Raw genomic sequence first — 15,960 nt, 5'->3', positions numbered from 1 at the left:
ATCTCACTGCGGTTGTGAGAGGGCTGGGCAGCCAGATGAACGGAGCTGCTCACGGGCCTGCGAGAGCGGGGCCTGACAGTGGCCCCCAGGCTGGCAATCGGCTACGGCGCGCTGGGCTTCTGGAAAGCGCTGAGCAAGGTCTATCCGACCACGAGGCACCAGCGTTGCTAGGCCCACAAGACCGCGAACATCCTGAACAAGCTGCCCAAGTCGGTGCATCCCAATGTAAAGGGTGAACTGCACGAGATCTGGACAGCAGAGCGGCAGCTAGTAGGCACGCTCACTCACCATTGTGCCTAGCTGTAGGGTCCCGGATGATCGACTCCACGGCCGTTCGTACCTCCCGAGGTGGCACGGGTGGCGCGAACGGATGTGGAATCGATCATCTAGGTGTCGAGGTCCATCAGGCCATCCTCTCGAAGCTTGAGCTGGAGGCGTGCCAGCACAGCGTCGAAGGTGCCATCATCACGCCACTGACGGAATCGGGCATACACCGTGGTCGGTCCAGGGACCATAACGTTCCGGCAAGTCGCGCCATTTGGCCCCCGAGCACAGGACCCAGAAGATGCCATTCAATACTTGGCGGTCATCCCGCCTTGGCCGGCCCATCTCCTGGGGTGGTGAGACGATGTCCTTGATCAGCGACCAGCTGTGCTCGGAAAGTTCGTAGCGTCCTGCCATACCCCACCTATGCTGCTGTGGCATGGGCAAAATTAGCAGAAACTACTTCTCGTACAAAACCTAAGTGATAAATTGTGTAATAAAGCTCAGTCCCCCCGATAATTCATCTTGTGGGTATATGTGTAGCTAGTAATTTTTTCGATATCAGCGAAAATAGCTTCGACGCCTTGACTCAGTGGGTTCCCGGCCTCAATTCTATCTTCTACCCAGCATATCCACTCCGCCAGCGGTGTCTCACCCACCTTGCAATCTGGAGTGAAATTTACCTGCTTGAGGGCTTCTAGGAAGTTGCGTGCATGCTCGTAGTGCTGCCATGTATCGGCAATTTCGAGAAAGCGTTGCCACTGATTGTCGTCACGCTTGCGAGCTTGCTCGGCCAAATAGCGCTCATGGGCTGCGATTTCAGCAAGTCGCTTTTTCTCTAGCCTTTCCCGTGTCTGCTGCACTAGTATCGGCGTAACTTGCCGTAGTGTCTTGAAAATCTCAGAAAGAAGCTCTTCCATGGGAACTGCGTCAGTTTCGAGCCATTGTGTCTTGAAGCCTGTAGGCAGGTAGCGCTTGACCTCAAAGATGAGCTTTCCGGTGGGCTGAAGTTCCTGACGCCACTCCTTGTCTCCGGGCCTGTGCCAGCGCTTCTCGGAGTCGGTTAGCGGGCGGCGAACCTGCTTTTGCTTTTCGCGAAGCTGAAAAGGGATCTTCTCCCCTTCTAGCTCGATAGCCAATGACCTGCGATCCCCTTCCAGGGCTTTGCCTCCTACATGCTCAATAGCTTTAAGAAATGTATCCAAAATGCGATGACGGCGTCGGTCCATGGAGGAGAAAGGTGTTGGTGTATAAGTAATCCAGTGGTGCTGCTTGGCCTCCTCCTGCCGCCTCTTGTGTTCCGCGAGCCAGCCCGCAATGATCCGGTGTGCACGCCCCAGCTTAGCTGGTACCACCAACTCATCGTCTCGCCTAGTCTTGGGAGTTCTTTTCAATATCTTCGCATTCAGATCGGCTGCTGGAGGGTCTATTGTTCCCGGGCCCTCTTCATGGGAGGAAGACGCTGGATTTTTTTTGTGGTGGGAAGTAGGAGGAATAGTAACCCATATTGACGCCGGAGATGCATCAGGCAGTTTCGGTTGATGCACGGTCTTACCAGCTGCGACTCGCGACCAGTGACCTGCGGTAGGGGTAGGAATATTCGCCTTTTCGCACAGCTCCTTCAGCTTTTGGCTTGATACGCCATACTGTTGCGCCAAGTGACTCATCGGGCGCGACCACACCTGCTCATAAAGCCTCTCACGCTCGACCTTTTTGACCGGCATATTCAACCTCCTTCAATAGTCTGCCTTCGCAATGCATCACAAAACACCTCGCCCAGCCCTCGAACAATGCGGCAAAGGAGCTGCTCCTGATTTACCTGCTGATCCTAGGGGCTGTGGTTGCCAACGCGATTGATCTTTAAGGTTTTTTGATTATAGCGGTAAGGCAACCACTCCCCCGCAGGGTGACGGAAGGCGTCGTACAGTGCTGACTGTAATAACTGATATTATGGCCGATTGACCATCGATGATGGAGAACAAGTTTTCCTTGGGCGCTCTCAACAAGATTTCTTGTCGAGCGACATATCTAGAAACGATGGATCATGCGTCATCCATGGACAATGATGCCGTACTTACACCACATCCGGGTGCTGGTCACCATCCCAGCCACGGTGGCACGTTGGAAAGGGGGCTGGTGGGAGGTCAACTCGGCACGATTGCTCACTGGAAGCCGGAAATATGGCCGTAGGGTAGGGAGGATCCACGGCTCTATTCTGGTTGATCCCACTCAGCTGGGCACGATGGCCCGCCTCTCGCCTTATCAACCGGGGTGCGTTGCGTACACCACATCGCCCCTGGTCCCATCTGAAGTGGACTCCATCCATTGGACCACCTGACAGGCGAGCTAAGCTCTGACCGGGTTGTCATCAGGCGTCAAGCCGTCCGGAGCGGTGGTGAAACAAAGTACATCTCCTATGCCGCCTGTCCTGTAGGCCCTGAGGTAGTCTGCTGATGTTGTATTAGTTGAAGTAGCTCATCAGGTCCCGGCCAAGTGAGTCCCGCCCTCATGCGAATATCAATAAACGTTGTACATCAAGGAATTAAGCGTATTGCTCAGCCCTAGCGCCAGTGCTTACGGAGACGATTGACTCAGCCATTAAACGCGGGTGGTGCTCACCACCCCTTCTCTACGCCAGCTTATGTTGCACTGCACAAATATCTTTGCTATTGATGCACTGCATCAGATACACAGAAGGCAGCGGCAGACCGCCAGGGCCTTCCTCATCCTTAGCACCCCAGGAGGTCAACCATGGAAAACGTCGACACCAAGCAGTTCACTGATTGGCTCGAATCCATGTTCTTCAGCCCAGCCCGTGCCTATGCAGCCCTCTCCGTCGACTATACCGAGGAGCTGTTCAATACCCAGCTCGAGGCCGGCAAGGCCTACACCGACGCCAGCCTGGCGCAACTGCGAAGCCTGGTGAACGTCAAGGACGCGGAAGGCCTGCGCGCCTACACCATAGGCCAGCAGCAAGTCGCCAAGTACCTGTCAGAGCACCTGAAGGGCGATGCCGAGAAGGTCGTGGCACTGCAACAGGACTTCGTCCAGCAGATCCAGTGTCTGACCGAAAGCAACGCCAAGCCGGCTACCGAGACTGCCAAGGGCAACATCAAGCCGGCTGCCGAGGCTGCCGAGGGCAACGCCAAGCCGGCTGCCGAGACTGCCGGAAGCAACGCCAAGCAGGATACCGAGACTGCCGAGAGCAACGCCAAGCAGGCTACCGAGACTGCCAAGGGCAACATCAAGCCGGCTGCCGAGGCTGCCGAGGACAACGCCAAGCCGGCTGCCGAGACTGCCGGGAGCAACGCCAAGCCGGCTGCCGAGACTGCCGGGAGCAACGCCAAGCAGGATACCGAGACTGCCGGGAGCAACGCCAAGCAGGATACCGAGACTGCCAAGGGCAACATCAAGCCGGCTGCCGAGGCTGGCGAGGGCAAAGCTAAGCCGGCTACCGAGACTGCCGGGAGCAACGCCAAGCCGGCTGCCGAGACTGCCGGGAGCAACGCCAAGCCGGCTGCCGAGACTGCCGGGAGCAACGCCAACCAGGATACCGAGACTGCCGAGAGCAACGCCAAGCTGGCTACCGAGAAGGCCGAGGGCAACGCTAAGCCGGCTACCGAGACTGCCGTGGGCAACGCTAAGCCTGCAAAGCCAACTACCAGAAAGACCGGAAAGTAAGGTTTCTGGCCGGTCTTGCGAAAGCCATCGCTCTCGCCGACGGGCCGCCGATCTATGATCGGCGGCCCGTCGCGTTGGTGCGCTGATTAGCCGTGCACCAGTCGCCCAGGTGAGGGGCATCGAATCTACCCCTACCTGCTGCGGGGACGTGTCATCGACCGCCCCAATCAGGGGTGGGCGACCGACGTGACCTACATCCCCATGGCACGTGGGTTCATGTATCTGGTGGCCATCATGGACTGGTACAGCCGCCGTGTGCTGGCCTGACGAGTATCGAACACCCTGGATGCGGACTTCTGCATCGACGCCCTGGAGGATGCCCTGTCGCGCCATGGGCCGCCCGAGATCTTCAACTCGGATCAAGGCTGCCAGTTCACCAGCCAGGCCTTCACCGAGGTGCTGGAGGCCCATGATGTCCGGATCAGCATGGACGGCAAGGGCTGTTACCAGGACAACATCTTCGTGGAGCGGCTCTGGCGCAGCGTGAAGTACAAGTGCGTCTACCTGAAGGCCTTTGAAGATGGCGTTCACCTGCGTGGGGAGCTGAAGCGTTACTTCACTTGGTTTAACAAGGAGCGGCCCCATCAGGGCCTGGACGATGCAACGCCCGATGAGGTGTACTTCGATCAACCACTGATCTAGGCGGTCTGACGCCTGATGACAACCCGGTCAGAGCTTAGCTCGCCTGTCAGGTGGTCTAATGGATGGGGTCCACTTCAGCCTTCGTCCAGTTCCCTCGTTGAAGAGCTGCCAAATGAACGATTTAGAATTATAATGCCATATTATGGGTTTATGAAGAAGGCATCTCCAATAGGGTTCTTCTTCCCGGCACGATCAATTGGTATTGCCTTCAGGTCCGTTTGAAGAACGGGATTCATTAGGTAGTCGAGTTCCGACGTCTCTGTCACGTCCGGCGACAGCCATTCTTCAAATGCATCTTCTGGTAGCCACATCGGTACCGACTTCCGATGGATTCCCTCCAGGGCTTTGATGCCAGGTAGGGTGATGATCGACGCTGAGAAGACGATCTCACTCGTAGTCTTATCCGTCCACTCCTTGTACAGCCCGCCGAAGGCAATGGCGCTGCCGTCAGCAGTCACCAGCAGGTGAGGATGCTTGCCATCCTGGCTCTCCACGAACGCGGTGGCCGGTACGATGCAGCGCCGATGCCGGTACTCCGGCTTCTTGGCGAGTTTGTCGTACCGGGTGTTGACGGAAAAATAGTCCCGGTGAGGCCTCAGACCTTCCTCGGTCTGTTGCAGGTACAGCCACCACGTGGCATGGCGCACGGTGTGGTGCCCCTCAGACCCTGTGACAATGCTGATCAAGCTACCTGGCCGGAAGTTCTCCCCGTAGATGAAGGCGTTAGGGTCAACGCCCAGGCGGTCTGCCAGCTGGACCACCCCCGACGTCTTGACGAGCGCGTAGTTCGTGCACATACTCAATACCTGTATATCTATCCAGGTTGTCAGGATGTCCGTCACGTTGGTTTCGTGCCGCAAGACCGAAACAGCCTTTGCTGCACCTTGCTTGTTGACCCGTATCAGAGCTGGCTTTCCAAGTCCGGCAGAAGACTACATGGATCGAAAAATCGATCTAAATGAATATCTTATCAAGCATCCTGCGGCAACCTTCTATTGCTGGACTGAAGGTGAGTCGATGGAAGGCGTAGGCATTTTTGACGGCGACCTTTTGATTGTAGACCGTGCTGAGAGGGCCCGGCATGGGGACGTAGTGCTCGCGAGCCTTGATGGTGAGATGACTTGCAAAATACTCGATATACACTATCAGCGCTTGCTTTCTGCTCACGATGACTTCCCGCCGATCCCTATACCCGAGGGGGCCAGCTTCGAGATCGAAGGGACTATCATCAGCTCGGTGAGATTCTTCCGTGATCGCCCTCGTTGATTGCAACAGCTTCTATGCATCGTGCCATCAGATATTCCGCCCCGACCTGCGGAGAAAGCCCGTCGTGGTACTGTCAAATAATGATGGCTTTATCGTAGCAAGATCAAAGGAGGCCAAGGAACTCGGAATCCCGGACCTTGAGCCTTTCTTCAAGATTGAGCATATGTTGCGTAGAAACAATGTCGCTATCTTCTCGTCTAACTACCCGCTTTATGGGGACATCTCTGATCGTGTCATGGAAACGTTGCAGAACTTCAGCCCTCAGATTGAGGTTTACAGCATCGATGAAATGTTTCTTGATCTCGCCGGTATGCAGGATGATCTGAAGATTTTAGGCGAGGAGATCAAAAGCCGTTTGTGGGAACACGTCAAAATTCCAGTGGGTGTAGGCATAGCGCCTTCAAAGACATTAGCGAAGCTGGCCAACCATGCAGCTAAAAAGATCACCAAATGTGAAGGCGTCTGTGTTCTCGACGAGCAGCACAAGTGGGAGTGGCTCCTGAAGCGCACACCAGTGACCGGTGTGTGGGGCGTTGCCAATCGGATTGCTCGACGCCTTGATGACCTGCGTATCCGCTCTGCCTGGGATCTGGCCACGGCCAACCCTAAGGTGGTCAGGCGGGCGAGTAGCGTAAACCTTGAACGTACCATTGAAGAGCTGAACGGACGCCCCTGCCTGGCTCTTGATGAGGTGCCGCCTGCTAAACAGCAGATCTACTGCACCAGGTCCTTCGGGAACAAAGCTACCACGGCTCAGCCCGTCCTAGAGGCCGTCTCCCTCTACGCCACTCGCGCTGCCGAGAAGCTGAGGAAACAGCACCACCTAGCACTCACGATGCATGTTTTCATGCATACATCCCCCTTCGAACCAAATTTCCACTCCTCTAGCACTATGGCTCAGCTGCCATATCCAACCGACGATACTCGAGAGATCGTCTGTCTTGCGCGAGCAGCGGCAACAAATCTCTATAGGACCGGGCATGCGTACATCAAGGCAGGCGTAGGGCTCATTGAGTTATTCGATAAAAAATACCATCAATACGACCTCCTTCAGCCGGGCCAGTCAGAGAAGGCTGACAAACTAATGGTGATGGTAGACGAAATAAACAAAAAACAGGGTAAGGGTACTATATTCCTTGCGGCACAAGGCATATCCAAACCTTGGTATATGCGCCAGAATTTCAAATCACCGGAATATACGACTAGGTGGAGCGATTTTCCTGTTGTGCGATCATGAAACCATCCAAGGGGCGATGAACCATCCTCCCAAAGGAGGAGGGCAGCATCTGTGCTGCTAGCCTTTGTCATTCCTTCGAGTGTGCTGTGCGAGGCGAGCCAGTCACCATCGATGGCCATCTGCGGGCATGAGGAGCGACTGCTGGTCTGGAACGCCATTGGCTATCACGAAATGGTCAGTCAATGTGCCGAGCTTGGTGGGCGCACTGGTCATAATTGCTTACCGTTGTCGGATTCTGGGTGCTGCGGCTGACCTGGAATACCATCGATGTCCGCGAACCGGTAAGCCACCGTGCCGAGCTTGGTGAAGGAACTGGGCATGATCGCTCACCTTGGCGGGCCCAGGGTGCTGCAACTGGCTCGGAACGTCATCGATGACCGCGAAGCGGTGAGTCACCGTGGCGAGCTTCGTGGGCGAACTGGGCATGATCGCTCACCTTGGCGGGCCCAGGGTGCTGCAACTGGCTCGGAACGTCATCGATGACGGCGAAGCGGTGAGTCACCGTGGCAAGCTTGGTGGGCGAACTTGGCATGATCGCTCACCACTGACTGTCGTGATGTGAGGCCGCAGGCCGCCGACCACCGACCACCGCTGTTCCGGTGCAAACTCAGACGCCACGAGCCTGAGCCAAGGTGCCATCCCTACCGGCGTGGTTGCCTTCACCAAAGCCTGTACAGCTCGGCCCATGGTCGTGTTGGCCAGGTCCCCCGTCCATGCCGCCCCTTCCCCCTGGCTTGACCAACGAAGCTTTCGTTGACGCACCTCATGACCACCAGTCGCGCCTCGAAGAATGTATGATTAGGCTGTAGTGTGAAAGTATGTATCTTTCTGATGCCGTCATGTCTCTAAAAGGAGACGCGTCAGGCTTCCTCGGAAGGGATGGCGTCAGCCTGCGCCAGGATCCCCTCGGCGGTAGCGTGCCTGCTCCCCAGACAGAGATGCTTCCACGTCCGACTATTCAAGAGGATGGCGCTATACGAAACAAACGGTCGTGCTGGAAGGTTTCTGGTCCAGTTGGAGGGCTTGGCCCCCTGACAACAGCTCATCGAGGTACCGTAGCCGTCGTACATCTTGACCGCCACCGGCCAGCGGGGCTGGCATCCCTCGGCCTGGAGCGCATCCTGCGCGTCTGCGCCCTCCAGCAGTGGTACGGCCCAGGCCGACGAGGCACTGGAGGGCGTCATCTACGACAGTAAGCCCTGCATGACTTCATCGACTCGACATGATCAGCGAGAGCGTGCCGGATACCACTACACTGCTGCGTCTCCGCATCCTGATGGAGAAGCATGGTTCTGACCTTATCGGATCCTCGAGGAGATCAACGCCAGCATGGCCGAGCAGGGCCTGTTCATGCGCGAGGGTACCATCGTCGACGCCACCATCGTGGCGGCAGCTTCGTCTGACACCATCGTCGATGCCACCATCGTGGCAGCGGCTCCATCCACCAAGAACAAAGCCAGGCAGGGTGACCCGGAGATGATCCAGGCCAGCTAAGGAAAGCAATGGCACTTCGGCCTGAAGGCCCATATCGGCGTCGAAGAGATCACGGGGCTGACCCACCGTGTCATCGCCACCTCGGCCAACGTGGCCGATGTCACCATGGCAGGCCATCTGGTCCGGACTGATGACGAATTGGTATACGGCGACGCGGGTTACCTCGGCATTCCCATGTTCCTTGGAGAGTGGACCGGACTCCTGGTGCTGTGTCGCAGCCAAGAGTGGCGCCCTCAAGAAAATGGAAGAGAGCCCATGAAGACCCTATTGCTGGCATTCGAAGACCAAGGCCTGCATCCGCGCCAAGATTGAGCACCCGTTTCATGTCATCAAGAACCTCTTTGGCTACCGAAAGGTTCGCTACAAGGGGGTGGCAAAGAACTCGGTTCAACTATTCACCCTGTTCGCTCTCAGTAATCTGATGCTGGCTATACGGTGCCAAGGGCACGTCGATGGGGCCAGTGCGTCTCGAACTTGTCCTGACAGCCGGGTTATCCGGCTTCCAGAGAAAACAGAAACACCTTAGGTGGTCAGAAAGTGACCGCTGAAACGATGGGAAGGCCACGTAGAGCGCTTCATCCGCTCAGAGGCGGATTGATCAGTGGTTCCTTAGAAGAGACGTTCGATGTTATTCGTCGAGAAAGTGCTTCATATGAGATATTCGATATTCGGCAGGTTCTTAGAAGTGAAGGGTGTGACAAGTGATAAGGGGCGGAAACGTAATAATGCTCTTTTTTATCTAGATGGAGGCGAATGTGCCGGATCAAAAAAGAATTGCTTTACTTATTGATTGTGATAACGTCAGCCATAACTCTATAGAAGGAGTCCTAGAGGAATTGGCAAACTACGGACTAGTAAATGTTCGTCACGCGCATGGTGATTGGAAGAATCCTGCATTAGCGGGTTGGGCAGAAAAGCTACACCCAAACGCGATAAGACCAATGCAGCAGTTTGCATATACTAAAGGAAAAAATGCGACTGATTCTGCCATGATTATTGATGCAATGGACCTACTTTATAGCAAGGGTGTGGAAGCTTTTGCATTAATGACCAGCGATAGCGACTTCACTCCATTGGTACTCAGAATTCTTGAAAGTGGTTTTCCTGTATATGGTTTTGGTGAAAGAAAGACTCCTCAGCCATTTGTAGACGCTTGCTCGATTTTCATTTATACAGAAAATCTTCTGGCTGAGTGTGTAAGCTCCGAATCAGTAATCGGAGTCAAGCCTAAAAGCAGAAATGAACTGAGAGGTGACACATCCCTTGTTAGGTTATTGAGAACGGCGGCCGAGAAAACAGCCGAAGATGATGGTTGGTCTCTTTTGAGCAAAGTTGGTCATTATATATCAAATAACAGCTCCTTTTCAGTGATAAATTATGGCTACAAAAAGCTAGGCGATTTGATTCGATCTACAGAGTTGTTCGAGGTTGATATGAGGAATGGCGGAACGGCTATGTATATTCAAGACTCGAGGAAAAATTCATGATATTTACATTTGCATAGGGGTATGTTGTGCAGAAATATGTTGCAAGTTGCATCTGGGTAGTCAAGTTTATATTTGTCGAATTTGGCGGATTCATAGTTCATTTCAACTCTGATCAATGTAATATCCAATCTTCCGCGAAGGGAGAACTGCAACTTCGTCAACGACCTAACCGGCTGGTGCTCAGCAGTCATTGACTCGGGTTGCTCTACCCATTAAAGCGGTTTTCATCAGCCGTCATGGCGGTGTACCAGCCGGGCTGATAGGGGACGTTGACTCACTACTAAGACACCAGGATCACACGGACTAGGGGAATGAAGCATGGCAGGCTGGAGCTACGCTCAAGCCCAACAGGCATGGCAGCTCAAGGAAGAGGGCTACGACTTTGATGAAATTAGTGTGGCAATGGGAGTTCGTGCCACCACGGCTCAGAAGCTAGTGTCCCGTTGGGAGGCACGTCTCTCTATACAAGCAGTATGGCACCATGGCTTGCCAGTAAGAATTGTTAACCACCTGAAAGAAAACAACATCGATTCGCTAGAGAGTCTTCAGTCGGTGTTGGCTGAGGGCCGTTTACAGAAGGGGATGGTTCCGGGAATCGGAGCTGCTTCCATCGAACAGATTCGCACTTGGCTGGAGTCACGTAATCTCAAAAAAGAGTGCAGTGAGGCAGACAAGCCGGTTGTCGTCCACCTATCTCCGGCAATGATTGAAGCTCTAGATGCCTTGGCCATCACTGAGCATGAAGACCGCAGCGAGATCATCAAGCGATTGATCCTGGAGGCGGATGAGCACAGGAAACGCTGACCCATGTGCGGCCGTCCGGGCTCCTGCTCCGATCCAACTCCGTGTGTCCATCGCCAAAGTCGTCTCGATCCCGGCTTCTCCATGAATATTGCCTCAACAAGGCCCTTACCAAAGCGCCCCTGCGTTCTGCATCCAGATCCGATGACGATCCCGCAGCTGACTGATCTCTGGCGGTGCTACAGGCTTGGCCTCACTGTCCGCGTATTGGTGCCAGCAGGCCCACCGAGAAAGATCGCCACCAGATTGAGGCCGAAATTCCTGACTGAAGTTGATCTTTGCTCACACGCCCACGAAGATGGAGGCACTCACACGCAGGGAGCGTACTTAGCATGGTTATTCGACTGTTAGTGGCGTTCCTGGCTATGACGCCATTAATGGCCTGGGGCGATATCGTCCTTGGCAGCTGGAACATCAAGCACCTGGGCTGGAAAAACGACAAGGCCTTCGGACAGGTAGCCCACGTTGCCAACCACTTCGATCTGTTGGCGATCCAGGAATTGATGGAGACATCGGCATTGGCACGTCTGGAGCGCGAGGTGGAGGCCCTCTCCGGTGAAGCTTGGTCGTCTATGGCCAGTCGCGATCTGGGCCGCTCGTCATATACCGAGCACTATGCGTTTTTGTGGCGGGAGAGTGAGGTCGCCTACCATGATGGTGCTGTGGTGTTTCTAGATCACGGTGACATCTTTAGCCGTGAGCCCTATGCTGCCCGTTTTCAGGATGTGGAGAATGGTGATCTGTTTACTGTTGCCACGGTGCATGTCGTCTACGGTGACAGCGTCAGCGACCGATTGCCGGAGATTGAGGCACTGGCAGATTACTGGCAGTGGTTGGCTGAGGTCGCCGCAGGCACACCACGCCTGCTGATGGGTGACTTCAACCTTGCGCCTGACCATGATAGTTGGGCACTGCTGAGGGCACTCGGCGCTCGGCCTGCCATCACCGTCGGCCAGTCCACTCTGGCTACTACGGCCGGTGAGTACGCCAATCTCTACGACAACATCTGGTACGACGCTGCCATCCTGAACCCTTCCGACCGTGGAATCCTCCTGTTCCCCGAGCTACTTTCACTTGAGCACAACGAGGCTCGTGACAGAGTCTCAGACCACGCACCGGTCTACATTGGTCTCAATGGCACAGATCTTGTGCCTCAGCACGCTAGGGGAGAGCGACCGATTCAAGGTTATTTCGTACATGATTGCATAGATCTCAATGCAAGCGATGTTTCAAACCTTGATGAGCTGCCGCACATTGGTCCTGCCCGGGTCAAGGACATCGTGGAAGGGCGCCCTTGGCAATCTCCTGGCAATCTCACACGTATCAATGGCCTTAGCGAGGCTAGGGTGCAGGCGATACAAGCTAGCGGATGGCTGTGTGAGTGAGACGTGATTAGCTTTTCTGCGAAAGCACGCACTTGCATGTTGGTGCTGGTATAAGACATGTGTATCGACTTCTCACTGGTTTCACTGGCGGGATGTTGGCTATCGGCACATTGCGGCTGTTTCGGCAAAGGCGGCCCACACGTTCATCGGTGTTATGCAGAATGTGTGATGATTGGTGTTATACAGCCGAGCTATACTTAATGCATAATTTTTCAGTAGGTTAGGAAGAAAATGGCGTGCAGTATAACATTGTTGAACGTGCATGCGCGTTCATCCAATATCAGAGCGTGCTGTCTAACAGTTATACAAAATAGGGTCGTCTGATGCCGAAAATTACTACCGAAAAAGACAAGCAAATAAATGAGATCATTGACGCTCCTTGCGGTGTTTGTAAGAGAAGCACCAAGCATAAGATCTTGGCGGATATTGAACTTGCTGGAAGAGAAGAAACTGATGACGCGCTGCTTTACGGCTGGGATAACGAGTACCAGATAATTCAGTGTCAGGGGTGTGAGACAGTTATGTTTCGGCAGACACATACGAACTCGGAAGATATGGAGCATTATGCGGGGCCAGATGGCTGGGAAGCTGGGTATGTGAAATTCGAAGATTACTACCCAAACCCGGAAAAGAGTCGAACTGGGTTGTCTGACGACCATCTTCTTCCTGAGAAACTTCAGAGAATCTACACCGAAACTTTAAACGCCTTGAATGGAAGCAACCCTGTCCTTACAGGTATTGGTCTTCGAGCAATAATAGAAACTGTGTGCAAAGACCAGGCTGCGTCTGGAAAAAACCTATATGCTCAGATAAATAGCTTGGTCGAACAAAGTGTCCTAACTAAGGAGGGGGCAGAAATACTTCACAAGCTCAGGGTGCTCGGAAATGACGCAGCGCATGAAGTGAATCCTCATTCTAACGTTCAATTGGGGCTGGCCTTTGACGTGGTTGAGCATCTTCTTCAAGGAGTATACATCCTTCCGTACCACGCCAAAAGAAAGTTCAAATAGTATAACAATCGGCTGCACGGCGACCGATTTTCCGCCGCTTTGCGGCTCCAAACCCGCGCGTGGGCCGGGCGTTAGGTATTCAATTAAACAACCGGGGATATGATGACTAATGAGGAATTCGTAGAGCTAGCATGCCCCCATAGCTGGTTCTTGGTTGCTGACGATCTACACGCGCAAGCTGTGGAGTTGAGGCGAAGCTTTGGTCAAGGCCATCTCACACATCATGATTGGCGGTCTGGGACGAAGTCGAGCTGGGACAATACGAACAGGTCGACTTTCCTTTTGGCGTCCTTTGCCTTGGAAAACGCGATTAAGGCCTTCCTCGTTTACGAAAACCCGGGTTGGATTTCTAACGGTAAGCTTTCAAAGTTATTGAAGTCCCACAAGCTCACAGACCTAGCAGAAAATTCTACTAACATTCCATACAAAACCAAAGGGAGCAGCACTCTGAAAGCATTTGAAGAAGGCAACGAATCATGGGCTAGGTATCCCTGTGCGCTGAGCAAAGAGAATAGTGCTCAGCCATCCACCCTTGATGAGGGGCTTTGGGATAAATATGAATGGCTGATGGCTGCCTATGGTCGCCGCTTAATCAAGCTTTTATCTGTTTATTGGAAAGGCCCTCACGGATTTGGAGGGAAGTACCAGATCAAAGGAGGCTTTCTCGGGGCCCCTCCGCAGGACTAACCAGTTGTTGCAGTTCGTTCCGGCCTTTTGGGCCTCCACCGGACCGGCTTGTTACGCGGAGCTACGCAACCCGGCCGTTGAACATCGGCATTATGTGTAATGACGTATCACACAGCCTTGCTGATATCCAAGAATAAATTAAGGACTCTAAATGCATCGCCTCAGCCACCTGCGGATCAAGAACTTTCGCGCCTGCAAAGATGTCTCGTTGCCGCTGGAAGGGTACACCCCTTTGGTCGGTCAGAACAACACCGGTAAGTCTTCCATTCTTCAGGCCCTCAGTTGGGTGTTGAAGCCGGCTGCGCTTTCGATCAAGGATTTCCATGATCTGGGCCAGCCGGTGGAAGTGGTTGCGTGCATTGATGGCATTACTGATGAAGTTCTGGGCCGAATTCCCGAAGAGAAACATCGCAAGTCTATAAAACCTTATTGCCGTGATGGCCGCTTGTGGATTCGAGCCTCGGCAACAGGAACCACTGCCAAAACACTGAGCAAGGAAGTGTGGGATATCGAGCAATACCCAGAGAATGGTGAGCCGGAACACTGGCGTGATTACCCCACCGGTCTCCCGCAAGCCGTCTCAGCCTTGCTTCCGGAGCCTTTGCTTGTGCAGGCTATGCACGATATCGGCGAGGATTTGGGCAAGGCCAAAGCCGGCACGACGATCAAGAGCCTTCTTGATGAGATCATGGGGCCGTTGCTTGAGGCTCATGCGGAATTGAGTACCGCTCTTGATACCATCCGTCACCTCCTGACTGCCGATGGCGATCATCGTTCAGACCACTTGCAGCAGTTTGATACCGATGCCAGCGGTGCGCTAGAGCACTTTTTTCCCGGCCTCGCGCTGGACCTTGATTTGCAGGCCGTTGATGTAAAAGAGTTCTTCAAGGCCGGTGACCTACATGTCACGGACAAAACGACGGGCGACCGGCGGCGATTTGATCAGATGGGCACTGGCGCCCAGCGGGCCATCCAGATGGCCTTGATTCGCTATCTGGCGGAAATGCGGCGAGGCGAAGGCGGTAGCCCCTCGCGTCGCTTGTTACTGGTTGACGAACCTGAGTTGTATCTCCACCCACAAGGCGTGCGACGGTTGCGGCAGGCGCTGGCCAGCCTGGCTCAAGCAGGGTTTCAAGTGGTCTTTTCTACTCATTCTCCGCTGATGCTCAGCCGGGACAATGCTACCGATACGGTGATTGTGAGCAAGAGTACGGACAAAGGCGTCACCGCCCGTAAGCCCCTGCGACGAGCTGTCAACGAAGCCATCCAAGGAGCGGAAAGCCAGTCCCGCGCTTTGTTCGAGCTGAGCAGCCTGGCGGAAATCTATTTCGCCGAGCGAGTGGTGCTCTGCGAGGGCAAAACGGATCGCCGCCTGCTGCCGCTGGCCTACGAGCGCCTTTATGGACAAGCGCCGGAACTTGATCATATAGCCTTTGTGTCGCTGGGTTCCTGCGCGGACATACCCAAGGCACTGCAAGTGCTGGCGGCCATGGGCATTCGCGCCTGCGCTGTGGCTGATTTGGACTTCGCCTACACCCACGCCCGTAAGGGTGGCCTATTGGACCGAGATTCGGAAGATATGGCCGATGTTAGGCGTATACTGGCCCGCTTGCAGCCCGACCAAGGCTTTACACTTAACGGCAACGGCTTGCCTCAGACCAACAAACAAGCCGGTTGGCTGGCTGCCGATGTTTGGGCCTGTTTCGCGGCGGACAAAGAAGGCAAGGCAATTGCCGAAGGCAGCCATAGTGCTCTGAAACAGACCAGCGTCTGGGCATGGCCGCAAGGTTGTATCGAGCAAGTGACTGGCGTTGACGACAAGGGCGAAGACGCCATTATCGAACAGGAATACCGGTTGCTTGAAATGAGCGCGGCCGAGATTGAACAGCAAATGCCCGCCTTTAAGGCGTGCTTTGATTGGATCAAGGGTGTGTAATACATAACAATGCTAGGCACAGCGACGGCTATTTCGTTGCGGCTTCGCCTACAGTACCAGGCCGCGCGTG

General features: G+C 54.4%; 11 protein-coding genes and 4 pseudogenes. 12 read left to right on the top strand and 3 right to left on the bottom strand.

Annotation, left to right across the window (positions count from 1 at the left end):
* Nucleotides 1-42: 42 nt before the first annotated feature.
* Nucleotides 43-261, top strand: a pseudogene (locus FHR97_RS14115) (transposase); the annotation flags it as partial.
* Between the two features lie 50 nt (nucleotides 262-311).
* Here the strand turns inward: FHR97_RS14115 and FHR97_RS14110 are convergent.
* Both FHR97_RS14110 and FHR97_RS14105 read right to left on the bottom strand, forming a co-directional pair.
* Nucleotides 312-681, bottom strand: a pseudogene (locus FHR97_RS14110) (IS5 family transposase); the annotation flags it as partial.
* A gap of 86 nt (nucleotides 682-767) precedes the next feature.
* Nucleotides 768-1,988: a ferritin family protein gene (locus FHR97_RS14105; RefSeq protein ID WP_183384447.1), complete on the bottom strand. Its 1,221-nt coding sequence runs from the start codon at nucleotides 1,986-1,988 to the stop codon at nucleotides 768-770.
* A 1,027-nt stretch (nucleotides 1,989-3,015) separates the two neighbouring features.
* Between FHR97_RS14105 and FHR97_RS20630 the strand changes: the two genes are divergently transcribed.
* A complete protein-coding gene (locus tag FHR97_RS20630; RefSeq protein WP_183384446.1) occupies nucleotides 3,016-3,945 on the top strand; it encodes a phasin family protein in 930 nt (309 codons plus the stop codon).
* A gap of 90 nt (nucleotides 3,946-4,035) precedes the next feature.
* A pseudogene (locus FHR97_RS20360) lies at nucleotides 4,036-4,587 on the top strand (IS3 family transposase); the annotation flags it as partial.
* A gap of 140 nt (nucleotides 4,588-4,727) precedes the next feature.
* Here FHR97_RS20360 and FHR97_RS14090 read toward each other — a convergent pair.
* Entirely contained in the window at nucleotides 4,728-5,429 is a 702-nt protein-coding gene (locus tag FHR97_RS14090; RefSeq protein ID WP_183384445.1) for an SOS response-associated peptidase family protein, read from the bottom strand.
* Between FHR97_RS14090 and FHR97_RS14085 the strand changes: the two genes are divergently transcribed.
* From FHR97_RS14085 to FHR97_RS14035, 9 genes and pseudogenes are all read left to right on the top strand, one after another.
* Entirely contained in the window at nucleotides 5,419-5,853 is a 435-nt protein-coding gene (locus tag FHR97_RS14085; RefSeq protein WP_183384444.1) for a LexA family protein, read from the top strand. The genes FHR97_RS14090 and FHR97_RS14085 overlap by 11 nt on opposite strands.
* A complete protein-coding gene (locus FHR97_RS14080; protein WP_183384443.1) occupies nucleotides 5,837-7,090 on the top strand; it encodes a translesion error-prone DNA polymerase V subunit UmuC in 1,254 nt (417 codons plus the stop codon). The genes FHR97_RS14085 and FHR97_RS14080 overlap by 17 nt, the downstream gene beginning before the upstream one ends.
* Nucleotides 7,091-8,149: 1,059 nt before the next feature.
* Nucleotides 8,150-9,110 (top strand): annotated as a pseudogene (locus tag FHR97_RS20355) (IS5 family transposase); the annotation flags it as partial.
* A gap of 229 nt (nucleotides 9,111-9,339) precedes the next feature.
* Nucleotides 9,340-10,071, top strand: a complete 732-nt coding sequence (locus FHR97_RS14060; RefSeq protein ID WP_183384441.1) for an NYN domain-containing protein — start codon at nucleotides 9,340-9,342, stop codon at nucleotides 10,069-10,071.
* 318 nt (nucleotides 10,072-10,389) lie between these two features.
* On the top strand, nucleotides 10,390-10,875 hold the full coding sequence (locus FHR97_RS14055) for a ribbon-helix-helix domain-containing protein (protein ID WP_183384440.1): 486 nt from the start codon (nucleotides 10,390-10,392) through the stop codon (nucleotides 10,873-10,875).
* 329 nt (nucleotides 10,876-11,204) lie between these two features.
* A complete protein-coding gene (locus FHR97_RS14050; RefSeq protein ID WP_183384439.1) occupies nucleotides 11,205-12,257 on the top strand; it encodes a helix-hairpin-helix domain-containing protein in 1,053 nt (350 codons plus the stop codon).
* A gap of 323 nt (nucleotides 12,258-12,580) precedes the next feature.
* Nucleotides 12,581-13,267 carry a DUF4145 domain-containing protein gene (locus FHR97_RS14045; protein ID WP_183384438.1) on the top strand — a complete coding sequence of 229 codons (687 nt, stop codon included), beginning with the start codon at nucleotides 12,581-12,583 and terminating at the stop codon, nucleotides 13,265-13,267.
* Between the two features lie 297 nt (nucleotides 13,268-13,564).
* Nucleotides 13,565-13,954 carry a hypothetical protein gene (locus FHR97_RS14040; protein WP_246404015.1) on the top strand — a complete coding sequence of 130 codons (390 nt, stop codon included), beginning with the start codon at nucleotides 13,565-13,567 and terminating at the stop codon, nucleotides 13,952-13,954.
* 151 nt (nucleotides 13,955-14,105) lie between these two features.
* Nucleotides 14,106-15,890: an ATP-dependent nuclease gene (locus tag FHR97_RS14035; RefSeq protein ID WP_183384436.1), complete on the top strand. Its 1,785-nt coding sequence runs from the start codon at nucleotides 14,106-14,108 to the stop codon at nucleotides 15,888-15,890.
* The last annotated feature ends 70 nt before the right edge of the window (nucleotides 15,891-15,960 follow it).

It is taken from the genome of Halomonas stenophila, from assembly GCF_014192275.1.
Lineage (GTDB): Bacteria > Pseudomonadota > Gammaproteobacteria > Pseudomonadales > Halomonadaceae > Halomonas > Halomonas stenophila.
Note: the sequence above shows the minus strand (reverse complement) of the source record. Positions and strands in the feature narration are given on the sequence as shown.